This window comes from Actinacidiphila yanglinensis (genome assembly GCF_900107965.1).
Lineage (GTDB): Bacteria > Actinomycetota > Actinomycetes > Streptomycetales > Streptomycetaceae > Actinacidiphila > Actinacidiphila yanglinensis.
Genome location: NZ_FNVU01000031.1, coordinates 75,292 through 97,820, shown reverse-complemented (window position 1 = coordinate 97,820; position 22,529 = coordinate 75,292). Strand labels below are relative to the sequence as shown.

Below are 22,529 nucleotides of genomic sequence, written 5' to 3'. Positions count from 1 at the left end.
TGACCGTCGGCTCGCACAACCTCACCGCCGTCTACAGCGGCAGCGCCCAGTTCACCGGCTCCACCTCACCCATCGACACCCAGACCGTCACCAAGGCGAACACGGCCGCGAACCTGGCCTCGGCGCCCAACCCCTCAACCTTCGGACAACTCGTCACGTTCACCGCGATGGTGACTGCGGTGCCGCCGGGCGCCGGTACCCCGACGGGTACGGTGAGCTTCTTCGACGGGGCTACGTTGTTGGGCACCGCGACCCTTAGCGGCGGCACCGCCATCCTCACCACCAGCACCCTGGCGGTCGGCGCCCACAGCCTCACTGCCGTTTACAGCGGCAGCGCCCAATTCAACGGCTCGACCTCTGCGCCGGTCATCCAGACGGTGACGAGTGGGGCCCCTGCGGCAACGCATCTCACTGCGAGCCCGGGGACCGCCACCATCGGCGGTGACGGACTGGCCCACATCTCGCCGCTCTCGGCAACCCTTACAGTGCTGAGTTCCGGCCTGCCGGTACCCGGCCAGACGATCACCTACAAGGTCGGCACCACCACCCTGGGCACCGCCGTCACCAACGCGAGTGGAGTCGCTGTCCTCAGCAACGCAACCGTGAGCCCGCAGACGATCATCCGGTCCGGAAGTCGCTACACGGCGACCTTCGCCGGAACAGCCGCCTTCGGCTCCTCAACGGCCACGGCATCACTCGTCCTCGCGTGAGGCCCGGAGCCCATCCGATCGCTGGGCTCTGAACGCTCCTCAGCCGTTCTCGTTATCCGGAGGCGAGGGAAAGGACCATCAAGAATGGCCGGCATGAACGGACCGGTCAGAGGCGGGGCACCCAGGAAGGGGCCGCCCCGCCTCACCAGGATGGCACCCCGCTCATAGAGTGAACCCTCGGAGACCTGGGCGGCTCCGTTTGTAGGGAATGGTTGCATTCGCGGACGCATCGATGAATTCGCGCCCTCCCGATGCGCCGCTTCGGTGGGAGTGAAGCGCCACTGTTCAGGAATCCCAATTTCCTTCCCCCCAGGGATGGTTGGCCGATCGGCAGATGTCCCCACCCTGCCCGAACCCTGTTCCTCCTCGCACCGCCCGTCACTGAGTGTGTCCTTTCCTCCGGGCGAGCCTGCCTGGCGGGCAGTGAAAGCCCATAGCAGGATCCTCACTGGCGAACGGACGCACGAAACACATATGGCGACCCTCGCTCCCGGTCTTTGTTCTCGCCTCATCAGCGAGCTCATCCCGTCAGGAGAGATGATGGATTTCTTCCACGCAATGTCGGAGAAACGCGCGGTGCCGCATCACCGTAGGTTCAGCGTCATCGAAGGGCAACGCAAGCGGTGGGCTCTGGGCTCGGCGGCAGTGTTGTGTTCGCTGCTGGTTCCGGCGACCGCAGCTCAGGCTTCGGCGGGCCACGCGGAAGTTCGGGCCTCGGCCAGGACCGGCTCGACCGGGACGGGAACGGTGGGCACGAATGCGGGCTCGGCCGCCGGTGGGGCGCAGTCGCAAGTTGCGGACACCGCGGGCAGCGGATACCCCCGCCCCGCGCCGCGCGCCTACGTCGTGAACCAGAGCTCGAACGATGTGTCAGTCATCGACACCGCCACCAACCGAGTGACGGCGACCATCCCGGTTGGCACTTCTCCGTTCGGCATCGCCATCGACCCCAGGCACCGCCGTGCCTACGTGACCAACCACGGCTCCGACGACGTATCGGTCATCGACACGCTCACCAACAGGGTGACCAGCACGGTAGCGGTGGGCACCGGGCCATTCGGTGTCGCCGTCGACGAGCGCCGCGGGCGGGTCTATGTGGCGGACGACGTCGGTGGCACGGTCTCGGTGATCAACACCGCCAACCAGACCCTCGCCGAAACAGTCAACGTGGGCGGTAACCCGTTCGGGGTTGCGGTCGACGAGTCTCGCGGGCGCGCCTACGTCACCAACATCGCCACCAATGCCGTCTCCGTCATCAACACCCTTACTGACCAGGTGAGTTCGACCATCCCGGTCGGGAGTACTCCGGTCGGAGTGGCCGTGGACCCGTCCGGCCGCAAAGCCTTCGTCACCAACTTGGCCTCGAATACGGTGTCCGTGATCAACACGACGGGTAACACGGTGAGTTCGACCATCACTGTCGGCGCCAGCCCCTACGGGATCGGGCTTGACCCCTCTCGCGACCGGGCCTACGTCGCCAATCAGGGGGAGAACACGGTCTCGGTCATCAACACATCGAGGAACACAGTCATCGCGTCCGTCCCGGTCGGTGACGCTCCGCTCGGCGTGGCGACGCTTCCGGCCCGCGGGCGGGTCTACGTGACGGACCTCCTTTCCGACGACGTGTCCGTCATCGACGCAAGCCGCAACCGCAAGCTGACCACCGTCCCTGTGGGCGCCGGCCCGGCCGGAGTCGCCATCGGCTAGCAGGGCGCGCCCATGGAGACTTGTGACGCACATACTCCGGCGCTCGACCGATCCTGATCTGTGTGAGGGCCCCTTGGCCTGGTCATCAATGCGGCGTCGCAGCCGGCGGCCAGGGGGCCCTCACGCGCTCCTCAACGCGTACCTGCCTGCACAGGACGGGCTGGTGCGGTGACTGATTACTCCGTTTCCAGGCTCGGCCGCTTCATACCGTGCGGGCGTTCTTCACGCTCGGCTGTTCGACATCGGGCACCTTTCGCCGCGTGCGGAAGCCCTGGGGGCTTTCGCGGTGGGGCCCGTTGGCCCCACTTCCCACGCGGTGGTCCATCAGGTGCAGTGGTTCAGGTCGTTGAAGACGGCGATGTGATACATCCGATAGGCGCGCAATACGTCGGTACAGCGGCGTTGTGCTGGGTGTACAGGTGATGGGGGACCCAGTCCTTGGCGCCCCGCCCGTTCCGGATGAGCGATCAGCGCGTCGACGACGTCGTCCAGTTCGCGGTACCGGTCGAGCAGCGCATCAAAAGTTCGTCCAACACTGGCTGAAGCCGGCCGCCGGCGCTGGCCGCTACCTGCCTCTCCCGGTTGCGCTGCTGAGCCGGACCCGGGCTGGCGGACTCGCGTGCGAGCTCGAGAGCTGGAGCGTCAGCAGGCCGCCGTTGAAGGCCCGATAGCGCACCAGATCGATTCGGCTGCGGTTCTTGAAAACCGACACCCGCTCATGCTGGGGAAGTTGCTGGCGATACGCACTGCCCAGGTGTTCCGTCTATGTGGTTCTGGCTACGACGCCTCCGGTTGTTCGGCGGTCAGCACTCGGCACTCAGCTCTCGGCATCGGCGACCCTGATCATGATTGCGGCCGCTTGCAGTAGCACCTGCTGCTCGCCGGGCTGCAGCAGCCGCCGTAGTGCGCCGGCCAGCCACGCTTCCCGGGCCGCTGGGATCGTCGCTATCAGCGCGCGTCCCTCAGGTGTGGCGCTGATCAGCACTTTGCGTCCGTCGCTCGGGTCCTGCTCGGATGTGATCAGGTTATGGGCGCGCAACGCGGAGAGTGTCTCCGCCATCGACTGCCGGCGCACGTGCTCGGCCTGCGCGAGTGCGCTTGTCGTCGTCGGCTCCAGTTCGACGACACGGCCCAGGGTGGTGAGCTGCGACCACGTCCAGGGCATCTCGTCCGGCGCGCTCTCGCTGCGCAGCCGTGCTCGCAGCCGCATCATCGCCGTCGTCAGCTCGACCGCGGTCTCGTTCACCAGCTCTTCGTCGGCGCCCATGAATCGACGGTAGCAGATAGGCAGGCAGCCTGCTATATTAGTTGTCAGGGAGCCTGACAATCTCATCGCGGCGCCGGAGCTCTCGGGCCCGGCGACGGTCTCACCGTCCGATCCACTCGAGTACGAAAGGGGGTTTCGTCATGGGTTCGACCAGCCGTACCGGTGCCAGATCCGACGGGCGCATTCCGGATGGCGACGTCCGGGCCAGCACTGACGCGGACACGCCGGACGCGGAGTCGTGGCGTCGGCGACCTTTCGGTCCGCGGTTCGTCGCACCGCTGCTCATGGGCGCGACACTCAATCCCGTGAACAGCTCGGTGATCGCTACCGCCCTGGTCGCCATCGCCGCCTCGGTGGGCGTGAGCGTCAGCCAAACGGCGATCCTGATCTCATGTCTGTACCTGACCAGCGCAATCGCCCAGCCGACCGCGGGACGCCTGTCCGAGGAGTTCGGCCCCCGCCGGGTGTTCCTCGTCGGAATCGTCGTCGTCTTCCTGGGCGGCATGCTCGGAGGCGTCGCGACCGACTTGCGGGTGCTTGTCGTCGCGCGCGTCCTGATCGGACTGGGCACTTCCGCTGGTTACCCCTCCGCGATGCTGCTGATCCGTCGGCGCGCCACCGCGATCGGGCTCAACGTGCCTCCCAGTAAAGTGCTCGGCAGCCTGGCCATCGCGGGCGCCGTTACCGTGGCGGTCGGCCCGGCGATCGGCGGCATGCTCGTCGGCTGGTTCGGCTGGCGCGCCGCATTCCTGGTCAACGTGCCCTTCACGATCCTCACCTTCGCGATGGCACTGGCCTGGATCGCCAAGGACTCCGACGTCATCAGGGGCCGCGCGCCGCGCGAGGTCCTCGCACGCATCGACGCGCCCGGCATCGTGGGCTTCGGGGCCACCATGACATCGCTACTCGTTTTCCTGCTCTCACTGCCCGACCCGCAGTGGGGGGCGCTTGCCCTTACCGTCGTGTTCGCTGCCGCGCTTGTCCGATGGTCGCTGCGCGCGACGAACCCATTCCTCGACGTGCGGCTGCTCGCCTCGAACGGTGCGCTGACCCGCACCTATCTGCGGAGCGGGCTGAGCCTGCTGGGCGTCTACACCATGCTTTATGGCCTGACCCAGTGGCTCGAGGCCGCACACGGACTGTCTGCATACGCCGCAGGGCTCGCACTGCTCCCGATGGGCCTGCTCTCGGCGGTCGCGGCCCGGCTCGTCACGAACCGCGTCAGCGTCCGCACGCCGCTGATCGCGGCGGCGGTGCTGCTTGTGCTCGGCTCGACGGCGGCGCTGTTCCTGACCAGTTCCACACCGGTCATCGCCGTCATCGGCGTCACCGCGGTGTTCGGCATCATGTCGGGCATCAGCAACCTGTCCAACCAGACCGCCCTGTACCGCGAAGCGCCCCCCGAGAAGCTCGGCACCGCCTCCGGCCTGCTGCGCACCTTCGGCTACGTGGGCTCGATCGCCTCGGCGACGCTCACTGGCATCGCGTTCCGCTCCCACGTGAGCGATTCGGGTCTGCACCACGTGTCGCTCATTCTCATCGCCATTGGCGCCGTCGTACTGCTGATGACCGTGTTCGACCGGCGCCTGAAGCCGGCGTCGGACGAAATCCCTTCACCTCGCAAGGAGAGCATCCCCATGCCTGTGTCCAGCGCCGCCCCGACCATCGTCCCGTCTCGGACCGCATTGCTGCTGATGGACTATCAGGGCGTGGTCCTGGACGCCATTCCCGACGCCGAGCCGGTACTCGACCACGCGCGGCAGGCGCTGGGTTGGGCACGGGACAACGAGGTCCAGGTCGTATACGTACGCGTCGCCTTCACCCCGCAGGACTTTGCCCAGGTTCCCGCGCACAACAAGGCCTTCGCGGCGGTCGCCGACAACGGGTTTCTGCTCGACGGCAGTCCGGAGACCGAAGTGCACGGCTCGCTCGACGTGCACGACGACGACATCGTCGTGCGCAAGACGCGCTTCGGCGCCTTCAGCAGCACCGACCTCCACGGCGAACTGCACGCCAAGGGTGTCGACACACTCATCGTCGCCGGCATATCGACCTCAGGCGTCGTACTCTCCACCCTGCGGGATGCGGCTGATCAGGACTACCGCCTTTTCGTCCTCGCGGACGCCACCTCCGACCCGGACCCCGAGGTCCACCGCATACTGATCGACAAGGTCTTCCCGCACCAAGCCGACATCCTCAACACCGGTGACCTCAAGACCCTCTGCGCCGCCTGACGCCAGCACGGACCGGCATCGGGCTCGGCGAGTCCAGAGCCGGCGGTGAGCCAACGAGGGAGGCTTGTCTGCGGTGTCGGTGGTAGGTCCTCTCGATCCACACCACGACAGCGATCCGGGGTTCCAGACCTCCTCCTCCTGCTCGCGCAGGCAGGCGCGGCGCTGGTGACAGGTCTTCTCCACCGCGGCGGAGCCGGGCACCAACCCGGTCGACACGTGGACACCGCCTCCACCGCCAACCCGTCGAGCGTCTTGCTGCCCTGTGCAACACGCACACCGATCCCCTGAAAACAGCACATCTTCAACCGACTTGAGCGCCACGAGACGAAAGAACGCGAAGAAACGATCGTCCGTTCCACCGGCTGACACGGGGATTCGCGGAAATCCGAACGGACCGCTTTCAATGAGCACCATCAGCGGGTGATGGCGTCGAGGGCGGCGACCGCGTCCGCCGGCAGGGCCAGGTCGGCCGCGGCGATGTTCTCGCGCAGGTGGCCGACGGAGGAGGTGCCGGGGATCACCACCATCGTGGGCGAGCGCTGCAGCAGCCAGGCCAGTGCCACCTGCTGGGGGGTGGCACCGAGCCGGTCGGCGATATCGGTCAGCTCCTGGGACTGCAGCGGGCTGTATCCGCCGAGCGGGAAGAATCCGGCATACGCGATGTTCTCGGCTGCGCACCGGTCCACAAGCCTGTCGTCCTCGCGCTTCGCCAGGTTGTAGAGGTTCTGTACGGTCACGACCGGCGCGATGGCCTGGGCCTCGGTCAGCTGCGCGTCGGACACACCGCTCAGACCCAGGTGGCGGATCAGTCCCCGCTCCCGCAACTCGTTCAGCGCGCTGAACGGCTCGGCGATCGAGTCGTCATTGGGGACATCGAGCGCCCACGTGCGCAGGTTGACCACGTCCAGGGTCTCGAGGCCCAGGTGCTGGAGGTTCTCGCGGACCTGTGCCTTCAGGTCCTTCGGGTCGTGCGCGGGGACCCAGCCGCCCGTATCGTCGCGGCGGCCCCCGACCTTGGTGACGATGTGCAGGCCCTCGGGGTACGGGTGCAGAGCCTCCTTGATCAGTTCATTGACCACGGCCGGACCGTAGAAGTCGCTGGTGTCGATGTGCGTGATGCCGGCTTCCACCGCGGCGACCGCCTGATCGCGGTCCTTGGGTTGCCCGAACACGTTGGGGCCGGCCAGTTGCATGGCCCCGTATCCCATGCGGGTGATGGTCAGGTCGTCCGCGAGTGTGATGGTCCGCAGCGGGGTTGTGGCTGCCATGGGGGTTCTCCCGTTCCTGTCGTGTGCCTGTCTGCAAGAGATGCACCGCGGGCACCGCCCGGCGGGCGACCGCGCACCCGCGGGATGGGGCCGCGACGGTCATGCGGCGGGTGACTCACCCCCGCCGCGGTGTTGCGCTGTGCCAAGGGCTACAGGCAGGTACCCGCCCCGGCCACAGCGCCTCGGACAACCACCCGGACGGCGCCCCCGACGAGGCGGTCGCGCGGCCGCCGCGACGCTTACGGTGGTTTCCTGATCTTCCCCGGCGGTCCGCGAGGCTGACGCCGGATCGACCGACGCGAGAGCCTAGGAGACGAAATGTCCAGCTCGTCCAGCGAAGGGGCAGGTCCGCGGTACGACGTGCTGATCGTGGGCGGCGGATCTGCCGGCGCAGTGCTCGCCGCGCGGTTGAGTGAGGACCCTCAGCGTCGTGTGCTGCTGCTTGAGGCGGGCCCGGCCTATCCGCCCGACGGCTACCCGGACAAGGTCGCCGACAGCGACGTGGTCGGGGGCTTCACCGGGCATGACTGGGGCTACATGACCGAGCCCGGTGTCATCGGCCGTCCCGTCGCCGCCTTCCGCGGAAAGGTCCTCGGCGGGAGTTCCGCGGTCAACGGCGGCGCCGCGGTGCGGGCCCTGCCCGCGGACTTCGCCCGGTGGGCCGACCGGGGGCTCGGGGGCTGGACGTTCGAGGAGGTGCTCCCCGATTACCGCACCCTGGAGAACACCCCCAGCGGCGAGGACCGTTGGCACGGGCGCAGCGGGCCGCTGCCGGTGCGCCAGCTCGGGTATGACGAGCTGACCCCCGTTCAGCAGGCGTTCATCGACGCGGCCGCGGCCAACGGGATCGTGAAGACCAGCGACGTGAACGGCGCGTCACCGGAGGGCGCGGCCGCGTTCACGAAGAACGTCGTGGACGGCATCCGGATCAACACCGGGATGGCCTATCTCGACAGTGGGGTGCGTCGGCGGCCCAACCTGGAGATCCGCGGTGACGTCCTGGTCGACCGTGTCGCGTTCACCGGATCGCGGGCGACGGGCGTGGTACTCGCCGACGGCACGGTCGTGCAGGCGGCCGAAGTGGTACTTTCGGCTGGCACCTACGGCAGTGCGGCCCTCTTGCTGCGTTCCGGTGTCGGGCCTTCGGCGGACCTGCAAGCGCTGGGGATTCCGGTTGTGGCCGATCTGCCCGTCGGCAAGAGCCTGGTCGACCAACTGTTCTACTACGTCGCCTACGCAGCCCGCCCGGAGCTGATCGGGGCGGTCGCCCCGGCGGTCGGTTCCCTCGTGTGGACTGCCAGTTCGCATGCCGATCCGGGCGAGCTCGACCTCCACCTCATCGCGCAGCACACGTTCGATCCGTCGCAGAGCCCGACCGGCGCCGGATTCGTGATCGCGGTCGGCATGATGCACCCGAGTTCGACCGGAACGCTGACGTTGGCCGGTCGCGATCCGGACCTGGCCCCACGCATCGATCTCAACATGCTGGCCACTGCTGAGGACCGCGCGCGGCTGATCGAGGGCATCCGGCTGGCCCGGCGTATCGCCGCCACCTCTCCGCTGGCCGAGATCATCGACAACGAGCTCAGCCCCGGCGCGACGGCGACGAGCGACGCCGATCTCGAAGGCGCGGTGAAGGCCACGATCGAATCCTACGGACACCCGATCGCCAGCGCGCCGATGGGCCCCGACGACGACCCGCGTGCGGTCGTGGACCGGCTCGGCAATGTCCGCGGGCTCACCGGGCTGCGCGTAGTGGACGCCTCGATCCTCCCGGACCCGATCAGCGCGGCACCCAACCTCACGGTGATCATGGCTGCCGAACACATCGCCCGGCTCGCCTACTGACGGCGGACCGTCGCAGTCGCCGGCCGCTGTCCGGCATCTCCCACGCGCCCTTGGCGCAGCCCGGCGGGTGCCGCGGCGGCGCGGCAGGCGACGGCGGACCCGCACACGTCGCCCAGGAGGAGACCACCGGACTCGCGCCGGAGGCGATCCGCCAGTAACGCACTTTCCGCACGTCGAGCTCCGCACTTCCGCAAGTCGAGCCGCGCACTTCCGGAGGTGACGCAGCGGCGCCCGCCACACGTCACCGTCCGCCCCGCCGGTCCGCCCGGCGGGGCGATCCAGCGCCTCAGCGGGTCGAATCGGGGCGGCAGAACCCCGGGCGGTGCAGGGGCGGCGTGCGCCCGGCGCGACCCACACCCTTGCCCCCGGCATCCAACTCCCCGACGGCTGCCGCGTCCAGGGCAACGGCGCCACGGTCCCGATCGCCGACGACCACACCGGCGCGCTCACCGCCCCCGGCGTGCTCTCCCTGACGCCGCTCCGACGCCTTGCTCCACCCCTCCTTCTTCGGACGGCTCCACCAGCCCCTCCGCAATATGGCATGACTGCTATTCGTCACACGGATCCGAGTGTTCCGAAAGACGCGATCGACGCAAAGGGCAAGCGCGGATAACTTCGTTTCCACCTTGTCAACGGCGCGTTGCGGCGAATTCACGGCCACGTTGGGCCACTCTCGCGCGCCAAGCCGGAGAGGAAGTCATGCCACCCCCCACCCCCCTTGCCGTCCACCCCGCCGCCGCCTCCGCCACCGCACCCGTCTCCACGCGCACCAGCCTCCATCGCCGGGCCTTGACGTGGATGCTCTGCGCCCTGGCCATGCTGACTACGGTGCCGCTCATGACGCTGTCCACCGCATCCCCCGCCGCCGCCGACAGCGGCCTCGACCCCAGCCAGTTCCACGGCGTGCACTGGTCGCGCCTCGGCGACAACTTCACCCCCGACCGGCTCGTGCTGCAGGGGCTGTCCGCCAACGACGACTACAACTCGGCCAGGACCAAGGCGGACGCGATGTTCGCGACATTCCAGAGCACGCTGGGCGCGAACACCGTCCGACTGCCGATGAACCCGGCCACCGCCAACTGGCACACCTACGACGCCGTGATCGACGCCGCGACGGCCAAGGGCTTCAAGGTCATCCTGTGCTACTGGTCCGAGGACGGCAGCAATAAGATCGCCGACAGCTACCTGCCCACCTGGAACCAGATGTGGGACACGGAGGTCGCCAAGTACCTGTCCAACCCGCTGGTCTACTTCGACCCGATGAACGAGCCGGTCGGCTTCACCACGACCCAGTGGCTGGACTTCGCGTCGAACTGGATCACCCGCGAGAGCGCGAACGGCCTGCCCAGGAACCGGATGTTCATCGAGGGCGCAGAGGCCGACTCGGGCGGCTGGGGCAGCGACCTGCGACCGCTGTGCGGTGACTCCCGGTTCGACGGCGTCTACCTTGCGATGCACCGCTACGCCTTCCCCTACGGCGCGCGGAGCTACGACGACTGGGTCAACGACATCAAGACCTACATGGGGAACTGCCCCTCCCGCACCGTCATCGAGGAGTTCGGAGCCGACGCGGACAACGGCATCAATTACGACGCCTCCCCAAGTGCCACCACTCCCAAGGAAGTCGCGTTCCTGAGGGCCATCACCGACGTCATACGCGAGTACAACCTCGGTGCCATCTGGTGCCACGGCATCGGCGGCAGGACCACGAGCCCGGACCACGACTCGCTGAACATCCTCCGGCTCTTCAGCGGCTTCGACAGCGGCAGCGCCGAGAACCTGCCGCTGTGGGTGCCGAATCCCACCGCCGTGGGCCGGCTCGAGTACGCCTGGGGCACGCCCACTTCGGACACGAGCCGGCTGCGGAACGTCGGCTACGACGCCTGCCTCGACGTGCCCGGCGCGTCCCCGGCCAACGGCGTCCAGCTCCAGGTCACGGGCTGCGGCAGCGGCGACAACCAGCAGTGGACGAGGCAGTCCGACGGGACGATCACCGTCTACAACGGGGCGAAGTGCCTGACCGCGGCAGGTTCCGGCACAACCAACGGCACCCACGTCGTCATCAATGACTGTCAGGGCGGCGCCGGGCAGCAGTGGTACCAGTTCTCCGACGGGACGATCCGCAACGCCGGCTCCAAGCTCTGCCTGGACGCTGACCTGTACAGCGAGCAGAACGTCCAGCTCTGGTCCTGCGGGAACGGCGACAACCAGAAGTGGCAGACCCTGTAGCCGAGGATCGTCACCGTGCACGCGCGCCGCCGGTCACGGGAACGTCCACCGCGACCGGCGGCGCGTATTCCCGCGAACCGCCGACCGCGTACCGGGAACGGCCTCCCGCGTACCGGGAACGGCCTCCCGCGAGCCGCCGACTCCCGACCGTCGATGCCGTTTCCGAAGACATCCCGTTTCCCGGAGAACGTATCCGTAATCCGGATGGATGCCTGCCGGTTCTCGCACTTGGGATTTCCGGAACGGGAATTTACGGTCAGTGACATGACGACTCGCTCTCCAGGGCCCCCTCCGGGCCCCAATCCCTTCCGGAACGACCGCTTCGCAGGGGGAATGCGCGCATGAACCGGGAAGTCGTCGCGCCGGTCCGGCCGCTGGTCCTCTGCCCGGACGTCGACGACGTCGGACTGGTCCTCGGTGAGGCGCCGGGCAGGGCTCCGGTCGTGGTCGGGGACGGGGCGATGCCGGCCGCCGCGGACATCCCGGCAGGACACAAGGTGGCAGTGCGCGCGGTCGCCGCCGGACAGCCGGTCCGTAAACACGGCGAGGTCATCGGGGTGGCGCTGACCGACATCGGGCCTGGCGATCACGTCCACCTGCACAACCTCGGGCCGGCCCCGGACTACGCCGGTGAGGGCGCGTGGCCTGCCCGGTCAGCCTGGGCCCCGCCGGTCGCCCCGACCCGCGACCACTTCCTCGGCTATCGCCGCCCCGACGGTCGGGGTGCCACCCGGAACTACATCGCGATCGTGCCCACCGTGAACTGCTCGGCCACCGTGGCCCGGATGGTCGCGCAGGCCGCCCACCGCGAACACGCCGGGGTGCCCGGCCTGGACGGCGTCATCGCGCTCTCCCACGACCTGGGCTGTGGGATGGCCGAAGGGACGCCGGGCGATGGCCTGTTGCGCCGCACGCTCCACGGATACGCCATGCATCCCAACGTGATGGGGGCCGTTGTGATCAGCCTCGGCTGCGAGATCAACCAGCCGGGGAACGCGCTCGCCGACGCGGCGGACACCACCGTGACCATCCAGGACGTCGGCGGCACGGCAGCGGCGGTGCGGGCGGCCCTCGCCCAGGTCGCCGAACTCGTCGCCGACATAAGGACGTTGCGCAGGGCGCCGGTTCCTTTGACCGAACTCACCATCGGACTGCTGTGCGGCGACGGCGACGCCTGGTCCGGGACCACCGCGAACCCCGCGGTGGGGGTCGCCGCCGATCTGCTGGTGGCCGCGGGCGGGCGGGTGGTCCTCGGCGGGATCCCGCAACTCCATGGCGCGGCGCACCTCCTGCGCCGCCGAGCTGCGGACTCCCGCGTCGCCGCCCGTATCGACGAACTCCTCGCGTGGTGGCGGGAATACGCCTCCTGCGACGGCGCCGGCCCGGACGTCGAGCCCTCGTGGGAGGACCGGGCCGGCGGCATCACCACGCTTCGGGAGAAGTCACTGGCCGCCGTACTGAAGGCCGGCACCGCCCCGGTTGAGCGCGTCGTCAGGTACGCCGATCCGGTGACTCGCGCCGGACTGACCCTCATGGACACCCCCGGGCACGACCCGGTCTCCGCGACGGGCATGGTCGCCGGAGGAGCGACGCTGCTCGCCTCCGTCACCGGCACCGGCTCGCTGTTCGGCTCCCGCCCGACCCCGTGCGTGCGAGTCAGCACCACCACCGGGCTGTACCAGGCCATGAGCGGGGACATCGACTTCGACGGCGGCCGGGCGACGACCTCCCGGCAACACCTGACGGCCGGCCGACTGCTGTTCGAGGCAATCGTGGACACGGCGTCCGGACTCCCGACCAAGGCCGAGCAACTCGGGTTCGGCACAGAGGAGATCACGCCCTGGCGGATGGGCGCGGTGCTGTGATCGGCATCCGCTGACCGTACCCGGCCCGCCCCCGCACGTGCGAACTCGTCATGGCCCGGGCTACGGCCAAGCCCTACCGGTACGTGCACGAGGTCCTGGACGAGATGACCGGCTGGCAACTCCCCACGCGCGCCACCGACTGACCTCCCGTCACCGGCCCTCCGATCGCCTCACAGCGAACGCACGGGACTCGCCGACGGTCCGCGTGAATCGCCGGGACAGGGCACTTTGCACCGCACTCGCGGCGCGGTGCAGAGCCATGCCCTCTCCCACGGCACCGACCGTGGACGGAAGGTCGATCTGGTTAACGGATCGACGCCTGCTGAAACACGAACTTCACACACACGACACCGGGGGCCTAGCGTCGATGCATCTTGACGAGCGGGAATTCGGTGCCGGGAGAAGAGCGGTACCGAGGACCGACCCCTGTCATTCCATTCGGCGTGTACAAGGGCGCGACGGCCGAAGGCGGCGAGCCCGTCGACGTACGAGGACCGGAACTCCACGGAGGAAGCATGACTGAGCAATGGGGGCGGATCGCCAGATCGGCGCCGGGCACCTCTTGCCCGGCTGCCGCGACAGCACGATGCGCGTCGCCGGCGCGGGTCGGCCCGATCGCTCGGATTGCGAGCCGAGGATGACAAGCCAGGCGCCGGCGATCGCGGTGCGCAACGTGTCGAAGTCGTTCAGCGGCGTCGTGGCGGTCCAGGACGTGTCGTTCACCGTCGCTGGCGGTGAGGTCGTCGCCCTGGCAGGCGAGAACGGCGCGGGCAAGTCCACGGTGAAGAACATCATCGGCGGCATCCTGCGGCCCGACGCCGGACGGGTCGAGTTCGGCGGGACCGTGCCCGCCGCCGGCACGCGCGGCGCCAAGCACTCCGGTGTGGCCACCGTGCACCAGGAGACCAGCCTCTTCCCGGACCTGACGGTTGCCGAGAACATCCTCATCGAGCGGCTTCGCACCGGGCGGTCGCCGGTCGTACGGCCCAGGCGGCTGCGGCGGATCGTGGCCCCCCTCCTTCAGCGTGTCGGAGCCCGCTTTGGCCCCGACACGGCGGTGCGGGACCTGGCCGCCGGGCAACGCCAACTCGTCGAGATCGCCAAGGCGCTGGCCGCCGACCCGCGCGCGGTCGTCTTCGATGAGCCAACCGCCTCGCTGAACCTCGACGAGCGCGAGCTGGTCATGCAGATCGTCGAGCAGTTGCGTGACGACGGAGTAGCGGTGCTCTACATCTCCCACTACCTGGAGGAGATCGCCAGACTCGGCGGGCGCGTGGTGGTGATGCGGGACGGGCACGTCGTCGGCGACCGGCCGACGGGCGAACTGGACCGCGCGGCAATCGAATTGCTCATGGTGGGCCATGAACTGGCCCAGGGATATCCTGCCCTTCCCCAACCCCGCCCCGACGTCATGCTGTCGGTGCGCAATCTGGACGACAACGCGCGGGTTCACGGGATCTCGTTCGACATCGCCCAAGGGGAGATCTTCGGACTGGCGGGGCTCATGGGTTCCGGCCGCACCGAAGTCGCCCGGGCGGTATTCGGACTCGGCGGAAACGCAGGGCAGATCGAGGTCGACGGGAAATCGCTGCGCCGTGGCGATGTGCGTGCTGCGATAGCGGCTGGAATGGCGTTCGTCACCGAGGACCGTGCACACGAGGGGTTGTTCCTCGACCGCCCCATCCGGGAGAGCCTGTCGAATGTCGTCCTCGGCTCGGTATCCGTTTCGCGATGGGGCGGTTGGCTCAGGAGGGGCGCGGAACGCCGCCTCACCCGGGAGCTCGCCGCCAAGGTGCGGCTGGTTGCCCGCGGTGGGCTCGAGTCGGGCGGCCGTTCGCTGAGCGGAGGGAACCAGCAGAAGATTGTGATCGGCAAATGGCTGGCCGGCAGACCCAGGCTGATCATCCTGGACGAGCCGACCCGGGGCATCGACGTGGGTGCGAAGGCGGAGATCCACCGCCTGCTCATCGACCTGGCCCAGGCAGGTTCCGCGATCTTGCTGATCAGTTCGGAGATGGAGGAGGTGCTCGGCCTCAGCCATCGCGTCGGGGTCATGCACGACGGCAGGCTGGCAGGGGTCCTGGACCGCTCGCAGGCCACCCAGGAAGCGGTCATACGGCTCGCCACGGGCGGCGGGCGATGAAGCCGGCTACCCGGGTCCGCGACGCTCTCCTCGCTGGTGCGCGGCAGCCGCTGCTGCTCGTCCTCCTGGTCCTGCTGCTCGCGCTGTCCGTGTCCTACGGCGACTTCGCCAGCACCGCGAACTTCCGCAACATCGCCGTCCAGGCAAGCCCGTTGACCATTGCCGCCGTAGGTGCCACCTACGTGATCATCACGGCGGGCATCGATCTGTCCGTCGGCTCGATGCTCTTCCTGGCGGCCGCGATCGAGTCCAGCCACGCCCTGGCCGGCGTACCGGCCGGCCTGGTCTTCCTCACGGTCACGGCGGCCGGCGTCGGCATGGGGCTGGTCAACGGCATCGCGGTCACGGCGACCCGGGTGCCGGCTCTGGTCGTCACGCTCGCCACGCTCCAGGTCTTCCGCGGCGCGGGCGGGCACATCACCGGCCAGCAGAACATCACCCTGGCGGCGAACCTGCGCGGCATCGGCACGGCAGCCGCGCTCGGTGTCCCCGCGCCTGTATGGCTGGCGGCCGGCGCGGCCGTCGGCGGGGGCCTGCTCTTCAGCCGCACCGTGTTCGGCCGGTATCTGCAGGCGGTGGGCTCCCACCGGGACGCCGCCGTGCATGCGGGCCTTCCGGTGCGACGGGTGACCGCCGGGGCGTACGCGCTGGCCGGGCTACTGACGGCGCTCGCCTCCCTCACCCAGACCGGCCGGCTCGGCGCGGTGCAGCCGTCCATCGGCCAGGGCTACGAACTGACGGTCGTCACCGCCGTGGTCCTCGGCGGCACCAGCCTGTTCGGCGGCCGGGGGAGCATCACCGGCACCGTTCTGGGCGCGCTCGTCCTCACCACCGCGCAGACCGGCCTGGTGTTCTCGGGAGCCTCGCCCTACGTCTTCGACATCGTCCGGGGCGCGGTGCTGCTCGTCGCCGTTCTGGCGGCCGCGATGCGGTGGCGGGATCTGGCCCGGGCGGTCGGGCCGACTGTACTCCGTCCGGCGAGGTCCAGATCAAGCCGGCGGAAGCCGGCGAAAAAATGGTGAAGGAGTTCACATGAGACGGTACCCCGTTGCCCGATGCGTGGCCGTGGCCGCCATGGCAACCCTGGCGCTCGCGGCCTGCGGGCCGACCTCCGAGTCCGGCTCGGGAGTAGGGTCGGGGAAGGGCCACGGCACGATCGGGGTCAGCTTCGACTTGCTCAACGCGGTCCGCACGTCTGAGAAGTCGGCCATCGAGAGGGCGGCCGCCTCGGCCGGCTACAAGGTGGTCTTCGACGTCGCCGACCAGGACGCACAGAAGCAGGCGTCGCAGATCCAGGACCTGATCCAGACCCGGCGTGTCGACGCCCTGATCGTCATCGCCCAGGACGGCAAGCAGATCGCGTCCTCGATCAGCCTGGCCAAAGCCCGCCACGTCCCCTTCGTCACCATCGACCGGGCGGTCGCCGACGAGCAGGACGTCTCCTTCCAGATCACCGGCGACCCCCATGCCGATGGCGAGTTGGCGGCGGACGAGTTCATCGCGGCGGCCAGGACCAAGCCGCTGAAGGTCCTGGAACTGGTCGGCGCGCTGACCGACCAGAACGCGATCGGCCGCCGGGACGGGTTCGGCAACACCCTCAAGGGGCACGCCGACCTGACTGTGGTGAGCCAGGTGCCCACCGACTGGGACCCGTCCCAGGCGCTGGACGGCACCTCGAACGCGCTGCAGAAGAACCCCGGTATCAACGCGATCTTCGTCCCCTCGGACTTCCTCCTGCCGTCTGTGCAGTCGGCACTGAGCACGGCCAAGCGACTGGCGCCGGTCGGTGATACCAAGCACGTGTTCCTCGTGACGATCGACGGCGACCAGAATGGTTGCAAGGCCATCCGCGGCAAGACCCTGGACGCCGACATCGCCACCCGCGTCGACCAGTTCGGCACGGAAGCCGTCCAGGCGATCACCACGACGCTCGCCGCCGAGGTGGTTGTGCCCAAGACGGTCCGCAGCGCCGGTGTGACCCTGGACCAGGCCAACTTCGCGACCGTCAAGGCCCGAGTCTGGGGTTGCGGTGACTAGTTCCAGCCACGGTACGGACCAGACACATGAGCCCGCCCACGCACCCCCGGAACCGGGCACCGGCGCTGCCCTGGCCTGGCTGCGTGATCCGGGTCGCCGGCCCGCATGGTTCGCGGACCTCTCGATGCTGCCGGCCCTCGTCGTGCTCATCGTCGTGCTCAGCGTGACCACCGACGGGCTGCTGACGTCGTCGAACATCGTCAATGTGTTGAGCCAGTCGACCGTGGTCGCGATCGCGGCCATCGGGGCGACGTTCGTCATCCTCACCGGGGGCATCGACCTGTCCATCGGGAGCGTGATCGGGGCCAGCGGTGTCGCGGGCGCCTGGCTCATCACCAGCGTCCACAGTGTCGCGGCGGGGATCGTGTTCGCTCTCCTGGTCGGGGCCGGCATCGGCGTGGCGGTGGGCCTGCTCGTCGCCAAGCTGCCCGTCGTCCCCTTCGCGGTAACCCTCGCGGGGCTGTACGTCGTCAGTGGCGGCAGCACGCTGCTCAGCCACGGGAGGACGATCGCACCCGTGCCGGCCGGATTCATCAATTTCAGCATCGACGGTCCCGGCGGCGTGCCGTATGCGGTCTGGATGACGCTTGGGCTGTACGTGATCGCACAGATCGCATTGACCCGTACGGCCTGGGGGCGCCGGGTCCTGCTGCTTGGCGCCAAAGAGGAAGTGGCGCGGATCAACGGCGTCAGTATCGGCCGGGTGAAAACCAGCGTCTACGCGGTGGCGGGCCTGTTCTCGGGGCTGGCGGGTGTGGTCCTGACCTCCGAACTGGCCGGGGCCGGCGCGAGCATGGGCAGCCCCCTGCTGCTCAACGTCGTGGGCGGCGTCGTGCTGGGCGGGACCAGCCTGTTCGGCGGCCGGGGGAGCCTGCTGCGCACTGCGATAGGCGTGCTCTTCCTCGGGTTCCTCTCCAACGGGATGAGCCTGCTGGGGCTGGCCTCCTACGACCAGCAGATGGTGACCGGCGCGCTCATCCTCCTCGCCGCGAGCGCCGACGGCCTTGTCCGGTGGGTGCGGCCGCGAACCGCCACTGCCTGATCCGAGGGACGGTGGCCGGACTCTCCCGCGGCTGCCTTCGGCCGGCCGATTCGCCTACCGGGCGGTTTCCCGCTGGACGCGATCTCGGGCGAAGAGCCGCTGCCTAAGATCGGTCGCACGGCCGCGGCCGTATTCCGGTCCTTCTTTGTTCCTTATCCGCATCCGGTCGGTTAGAAGCCGACCCGGAGGTGTGCGATTGGATTCCGGGTGATTGACGATTCACGCCAGCAGTTGGTCACTCCGCTGGTCGCCCGTCCTGGTCCCGACAACGTGGGACTGGTCCTGGCGGACATCGCCGCGGGCACGAAAGTCGCCGTCGAGGGCTGCGCCGTGCCGGCGCGCGGCGACGTCCCGGCCGGCCACAAGATCGCGCTGAGGGCGATCCCGCGTGGCGCCCTGGTGCGCAAGTACGCCGAGACGATCGGATACGCGACGGCGGACATCGCGCCTGGGGATCATGTGCACCTGCACAACATGGGTGTGGGCCAGGAGCCGGCCGCCTCTTTCACGCGCGGTACGGGGACGGCCCGGTGGCAGCCGCCCGCGGCTCCCACCCGCGAGCACTTCCTCGGCTTCCGGCGCGAGGACGGGCGGGCCGCCACCCGCAACTACGTCGCCGTCCTCCCGGCCACCGGGTCGTCGGCGACGGTGGCCCGGCTGATCGCCGAGGCGGCGGGCACCGCGCACGCGGGCCGCGCCGGCCTCGACGGAGTCGTGGCGCTCACCCACGACCTGGGCCGCGGCACGCCGGACGGCGGCCCAGGGCAAGACATCCTGCGCCGGACGCTGCACGGCTACGCCGCCCACGCCAACATCGCTGGCGTCCTGGTGGTCAGGATGGGCGGAGAGGCATGCCCGGTGGAGAGCATGCTCGGCGCCACCGCCGTCGAGGAGCTGACGATCCAGGACCTCGGCGGCACTGCCGCCGCGTTGGCCGAGGGGCTGCGCCGGATCGCCCGCCTGGCGGACCGGTCGGCACAGCAGCGCCGGGAGCCGATCCCGGTCTCCGAGCTGGTGCTCGGCCTGCAGTGCGGCGGCAGCGACGCCTACTCGGGCCTGACCGCCAACCCAACCCTGGGTGTCGCCGCCGACCTGCTGGTGGTCGCCGGCGGCCGGGTCGTGCTCGGCGAGACACCCGAGATCCACGGCGCCGAACACCTGCTGAAAGGCCGCGCGGCCGCGCCGGAGCTGGCCGAGCGGATAGACGAACTGCTGTGCTGGTGGCAGGAGTACACCCGCCGCAACGGCGCCGCGCTGGACGACAACCCGTCCGCCGGCAACCGCGTCGGCGGCATCACCACCATCTGGGAGAAGTCGCTCGGCGCGGTGCTGAAGGCCGGCACCAGCCCGCTCAACGCGGTGGTGGAGTACGCCGAGCCGGTCACGGCACCCGGCCTCACCTTCATGGACACCCCCGGATACGACCCGGTGTCGGCGACCGGCATGGTCGCCGGCGGTGCCAACATGCTGGCGTTCACCACCGGTCGGGGCTCGCTGTTCGGGTCCCGCCCGGTGCCCTGCGTGAAGATCAGCACCACTACCCGGCTGTTCCGGCACATGACGGGCGACGTCGACTTCGACGCCGGCGCCGCCATGTCGCACACGGAGCAGGTCCGCCACGGCACCCGCCTTTTCGAGCTGCTGGTGGACACCGCGTCGGGACGGTCGAGCAAGTCCGAGGAACTCGGTTTCGGCGCGGAGGAGATCGCGCCCTGGCGGATCGGAGCCGTACTGTGACAGATATTTTCTCACCCGGTCGACACCGGTTGGGGGAGGGGCCGCTGTGGGACGGCCGGACTCGTACGCTGCACTGGGTGGACATCGTGGCCGGGGAGATCTTCACCCAGGCGGAGGGCGGCGACGCCCCGCACGTCGTGCGGCTGGGCGTGCAGGTCGGTTGCCTCGGGCTCACCGAGGACCCAGGCGTCCTGGTGGCGGGCCTGCGCGACGGCTGGCACCTCGTCGACGTGCGCACCGGACGGCGGCGATTGCTGGCGGACCCGGAGGCGGACCGAGCGTCGTGCCGCTTCAACGACGGCGCCGTGGACCCGGCCGGCGGCTTCTGGACCGGGTCGCTGGAGGACAGCGAGTCCCGCCCGGACGGCCGGCTCTACCGGCTCGACGGCGACGGCACCTACCGCACGGCCGATCAGGGCTTCTACTGCTCCAACGGCCTCGACTGGTCGCCCGACGGCCGGCGCATGTATTTCGTCGACTCCCGGCAGAACCGCATCCACACCTACCGCTTCGACCCCGCTGACGGCTCGCTCGGCGAGCGCGAGGTCTTCGCGGACACGACCGGACTGGACGGCGTCCCCGACGGGTTGCGGGTCGACGCGGCCGGTGACGTGTGGTGCGCGTTCTGGGACGGCGCCCACCTCACCCGCTTCACCCCCGACGGATCTGTCCGCGAGCAGGTTGCGGTGCCGGTGCTGCGGCCCACCAGCGTGGCCTTCGGCGGCCCCGGCCTGCGGACGATGTACATCACCTCCGCGTCGCACGGCCTCACCGGTGACCAGCTCCGGCAGTGGCCGCTGTCCGGTGCCGTGCTGCAACGCGAGGCTGCCGAACCCGGGCTGCCCGGACACGTCTTCACCACCGCCATCACGATCGAAGAAGCAGGCGATCAATGAGATTCACCGACAAAGTCGCAGTCGTCACCGGCGCCAACTCCGGCATAGGCCGGGCAACCGCCGTCCGGCTGCTGGCCGAAGGAGCCCGTGTGCTCGCCGTGGACCTGCGCCATGACGAGCCGTGGCCCGACCCCGACACCGACCGGTTGCGCACCCTCGACCTGGACATCGCCGACGTGGACGCCGCCGACGCGCTGACCGCCACCTTGCGGGAGGGCTATGAACGGGTCGACGTGCTCGCCAACGTGGCCGGTGTCCTGCACATCGCACCGTTCCTCGACGTACGCCGCTCCGACTGGGACCGCGTCGTGGCGGTTAATCTGACCGGTACGTTCTTCCTCGCCCAGGCCGTCGCCCGGCGGATGGTCGAGGGGAACGTGCGCGGCCGCATCGTCAACGTCTCGTCGGTGCACGCGGTGGTCTCCGAACCGAGCGCCGCGCCGTACACCGCGACCAAGGGAGGCGTCGAAGCGATGACGCGCACGATGGCCTCCGAGCTCGCGCCGCACGGCGTCACCGTCAACTGCGTGCGGCCCGGGCCGGTGCGCACCGGCATGAGTGCCCCGATCTACACGCCCGACGTGGAGCGGGCACTCAACTCCAGGGTGCCCCTAGGCATCGCACCGCCCGAGTGGATCGCGGCGGCCATCTGCTTCCTGGCGTCCGGCGAGGCCTGCTTCACCACGGGCGCGTGCCTCGACGTCGACGGCGGCTACGCCATGGACGGCGCGCTGCCTGGATTGGCGTACACGTGAGCGCCCCCCAGCTGCGGGTCGCAGTGGTCACCGGCGCGGCCTCGGGCATCGGCCGGGTTACCGCGCTCCGACTAGCGGACGCTGGATACGACCTGGCACTGATGGACGTAGACCGGGACGGCCTTACCCGGACCTGCGCGCAGATCGAGGACGCGGGCGGCGTGGCGCGGGCGTTCCCCGCTGACCTGCGCAACCCGGACGAGATCGGCTCGGTCACCCGTGAAGTCGCCGTCACCCGCGGGGCGCCCGCACTGCTGGTCAACGTGGCGGGCACCGGCCTGGTCGCCACGGTGCTGGAGACCAGCGACGAGGACTGGGACCGCGTGCTGTCGGTCAATCTCACCGGGTCGTTCCTGACCGCCCGCGCGATGCTCCCGCTCATGCTCGACAACGGCGGCGGCGTAATCATCAACGTGGCCTCGGTCGCCGGTCAGGTGGGCCTGCCGCGGCGGGCCGCGTACTGCGCCTCCAAGGCGGGCCTGGTCGGCCTCACCCGGGCCATCGCGGTCGACCACGCCAAAGACGGCATCCGGTGCGTGGCGATCTGCCCGGGCACGGTGGCGACGGAGTGGGTCGACAAGATGGTGGCGGACGCACCCGACCCGGCCGTGGCCCGGCAGGCGATGGCCGCCCGGCAGTTGGACGGGCGGCTCGGCTCCCCGGAGGAGGTCGCGGCCACCATCGCGTTCGTTGCGGGACCCGAAGGCCGCTTCATCAACGGGACGGCACTGATCATCGACGGCGGCCTCACCGCGGCCTGACGGCTCCACCGTGGGCCATCCACGGGCACG

16 protein-coding genes are annotated in these 22,529 nt (G+C 69.5%); 14 read left to right on the top strand and 2 right to left on the bottom strand.

Going from position 1 to position 22,529, the window contains the following annotated elements; translation table 11 throughout:
* Positions 1-710, top strand: a 710-nt coding sequence (locus C4U44_RS39295) for an Ig-like domain-containing protein (RefSeq protein ID WP_146088461.1), incomplete at its 5' end; no start/stop codon positions are given.
* Positions 711-1,247: 537 nt separating this feature from the next.
* The gene (locus C4U44_RS39290) at positions 1,248-2,417 is read left to right on the top strand and encodes a beta-propeller fold lactonase family protein (RefSeq protein ID WP_160145207.1); all 1,170 of its coding nucleotides are present in this window, start codon (positions 1,248-1,250) and stop codon (positions 2,415-2,417) included.
* A gap of 817 nt (positions 2,418-3,234) precedes the next feature.
* Here C4U44_RS39290 and C4U44_RS39285 read toward each other — a convergent pair.
* Positions 3,235-3,684: a MarR family winged helix-turn-helix transcriptional regulator gene (locus tag C4U44_RS39285; protein WP_103890912.1), complete on the bottom strand. Its 450-nt coding sequence runs from the start codon at positions 3,682-3,684 to the stop codon at positions 3,235-3,237.
* Between the two features lie 140 nt (positions 3,685-3,824).
* Between C4U44_RS39285 and C4U44_RS39280 the strand changes: the two genes are divergently transcribed.
* A complete protein-coding gene (locus C4U44_RS39280) occupies positions 3,825-5,918 on the top strand; it encodes an MFS transporter (protein WP_103890911.1) in 2,094 nt (697 codons plus the stop codon).
* Positions 5,919-6,331: 413 nt separating this feature from the next.
* On the opposite strand, the gene C4U44_RS39275 is transcribed toward C4U44_RS39280, so the two are convergent.
* Entirely contained in the window at positions 6,332-7,186 is an 855-nt protein-coding gene (locus tag C4U44_RS39275) for an oxidoreductase (protein WP_103890910.1), read from the bottom strand.
* A gap of 360 nt (positions 7,187-7,546) precedes the next feature.
* Between C4U44_RS39275 and C4U44_RS39270 the strand changes: the two genes are divergently transcribed.
* From C4U44_RS39270 to C4U44_RS39220, 11 genes are all read left to right on the top strand, one after another.
* On the top strand, positions 7,547-9,034 hold the full coding sequence (locus C4U44_RS39270; protein ID WP_103890923.1) for a GMC family oxidoreductase: 1,488 nt from the start codon (positions 7,547-7,549) through the stop codon (positions 9,032-9,034).
* Between the two features lie 837 nt (positions 9,035-9,871).
* Complete coding sequence (locus C4U44_RS39265) at positions 9,872-11,263, top strand: ricin-type beta-trefoil lectin domain protein (RefSeq protein WP_200823559.1); 1,392 nt, start codon at positions 9,872-9,874, stop codon at positions 11,261-11,263.
* Between the two features lie 341 nt (positions 11,264-11,604).
* Positions 11,605-13,128, top strand: a complete 1,524-nt coding sequence (locus C4U44_RS39260; RefSeq protein WP_103890908.1) for a UxaA family hydrolase — start codon at positions 11,605-11,607, stop codon at positions 13,126-13,128.
* 526 nt (positions 13,129-13,654) lie between these two features.
* Positions 13,655-15,271, top strand: a complete 1,617-nt coding sequence (locus C4U44_RS39255) for a sugar ABC transporter ATP-binding protein (protein ID WP_103890907.1) — start codon at positions 13,655-13,657, stop codon at positions 15,269-15,271.
* Positions 15,268-16,293, top strand: coding sequence for an ABC transporter permease (locus tag C4U44_RS39250; RefSeq protein WP_160145206.1), 1,026 nt, complete (start codon positions 15,268-15,270; stop codon positions 16,291-16,293). The genes C4U44_RS39255 and C4U44_RS39250 overlap by 4 nt, the downstream gene beginning before the upstream one ends.
* A 10-nt stretch (positions 16,294-16,303) precedes the next feature.
* The gene (locus C4U44_RS39245) at positions 16,304-17,308 is read left to right on the top strand and encodes a sugar ABC transporter substrate-binding protein (protein ID WP_103890905.1); all 1,005 of its coding nucleotides are present in this window, start codon (positions 16,304-16,306) and stop codon (positions 17,306-17,308) included.
* A gap of 124 nt (positions 17,309-17,432) precedes the next feature.
* Complete coding sequence (locus C4U44_RS39240; RefSeq protein WP_103890904.1) at positions 17,433-18,350, top strand: ABC transporter permease; 918 nt, start codon at positions 17,433-17,435, stop codon at positions 18,348-18,350.
* Between the two features lie 207 nt (positions 18,351-18,557).
* Positions 18,558-20,087 carry a UxaA family hydrolase gene (locus C4U44_RS39235; protein ID WP_235032681.1) on the top strand — a complete coding sequence of 510 codons (1,530 nt, stop codon included), beginning with the start codon at positions 18,558-18,560 and terminating at the stop codon, positions 20,085-20,087.
* Entirely contained in the window at positions 20,084-20,983 is a 900-nt protein-coding gene (locus C4U44_RS41800; RefSeq protein WP_160145205.1) for an SMP-30/gluconolactonase/LRE family protein, read from the top strand. Before C4U44_RS39235 ends, C4U44_RS41800 begins: the two co-directional genes overlap by 4 nt.
* Positions 20,980-21,738 carry an SDR family NAD(P)-dependent oxidoreductase gene (locus tag C4U44_RS39225; protein WP_103890903.1) on the top strand — a complete coding sequence of 253 codons (759 nt, stop codon included), beginning with the start codon at positions 20,980-20,982 and terminating at the stop codon, positions 21,736-21,738. The genes C4U44_RS41800 and C4U44_RS39225 overlap by 4 nt, the downstream gene beginning before the upstream one ends.
* Positions 21,735-22,499, top strand: a complete 765-nt coding sequence (locus tag C4U44_RS39220; RefSeq protein WP_160145204.1) for an SDR family NAD(P)-dependent oxidoreductase — start codon at positions 21,735-21,737, stop codon at positions 22,497-22,499. The genes C4U44_RS39225 and C4U44_RS39220 overlap by 4 nt, the downstream gene beginning before the upstream one ends.
* Positions 22,500-22,529 lie beyond the last annotated feature (30 nt).

Excerpts from the sequence above, each read along its gene's own strand:
- C4U44_RS39280 (WP_103890911.1), top strand. The coding sequence starts at position 3,825 with ATGGGTTCGACCAGCCGTACCGGTGCCAGATCCGACGGGCGCATTCCG.
- C4U44_RS39240 (WP_103890904.1), top strand. The coding sequence starts at position 17,433 with ATGCTGCCGGCCCTCGTCGTGCTCATCGTCGTGCTCAGCGTGACCACC.
- C4U44_RS39255 (WP_103890907.1), top strand. The coding sequence starts at position 13,655 with ATGGGGGCGGATCGCCAGATCGGCGCCGGGCACCTCTTGCCCGGCTGC.
- C4U44_RS39265 (WP_200823559.1), top strand. The coding sequence starts at position 9,872 with ATGACGCTGTCCACCGCATCCCCCGCCGCCGCCGACAGCGGCCTCGAC.
- C4U44_RS39245 (WP_103890905.1), top strand. The coding sequence starts at position 16,304 with ATGAGACGGTACCCCGTTGCCCGATGCGTGGCCGTGGCCGCCATGGCA.
- C4U44_RS39250 (WP_160145206.1), top strand. The coding sequence starts at position 15,268 with ATGAAGCCGGCTACCCGGGTCCGCGACGCTCTCCTCGCTGGTGCGCGG.
- C4U44_RS39260 (WP_103890908.1), top strand. The coding sequence starts at position 11,605 with ATGAACCGGGAAGTCGTCGCGCCGGTCCGGCCGCTGGTCCTCTGCCCG.
- C4U44_RS39275 (WP_103890910.1), bottom strand. The coding sequence starts at position 7,186 with ATGGCAGCCACAACCCCGCTGCGGACCATCACACTCGCGGACGACCTG.
- C4U44_RS39290 (WP_160145207.1), top strand. The coding sequence starts at position 1,248 with ATGATGGATTTCTTCCACGCAATGTCGGAGAAACGCGCGGTGCCGCAT.
- C4U44_RS39225 (WP_103890903.1), top strand. The coding sequence starts at position 20,980 with ATGAGATTCACCGACAAAGTCGCAGTCGTCACCGGCGCCAACTCCGGC.
- C4U44_RS39285 (WP_103890912.1), bottom strand. The coding sequence starts at position 3,684 with ATGGGCGCCGACGAAGAGCTGGTGAACGAGACCGCGGTCGAGCTGACG.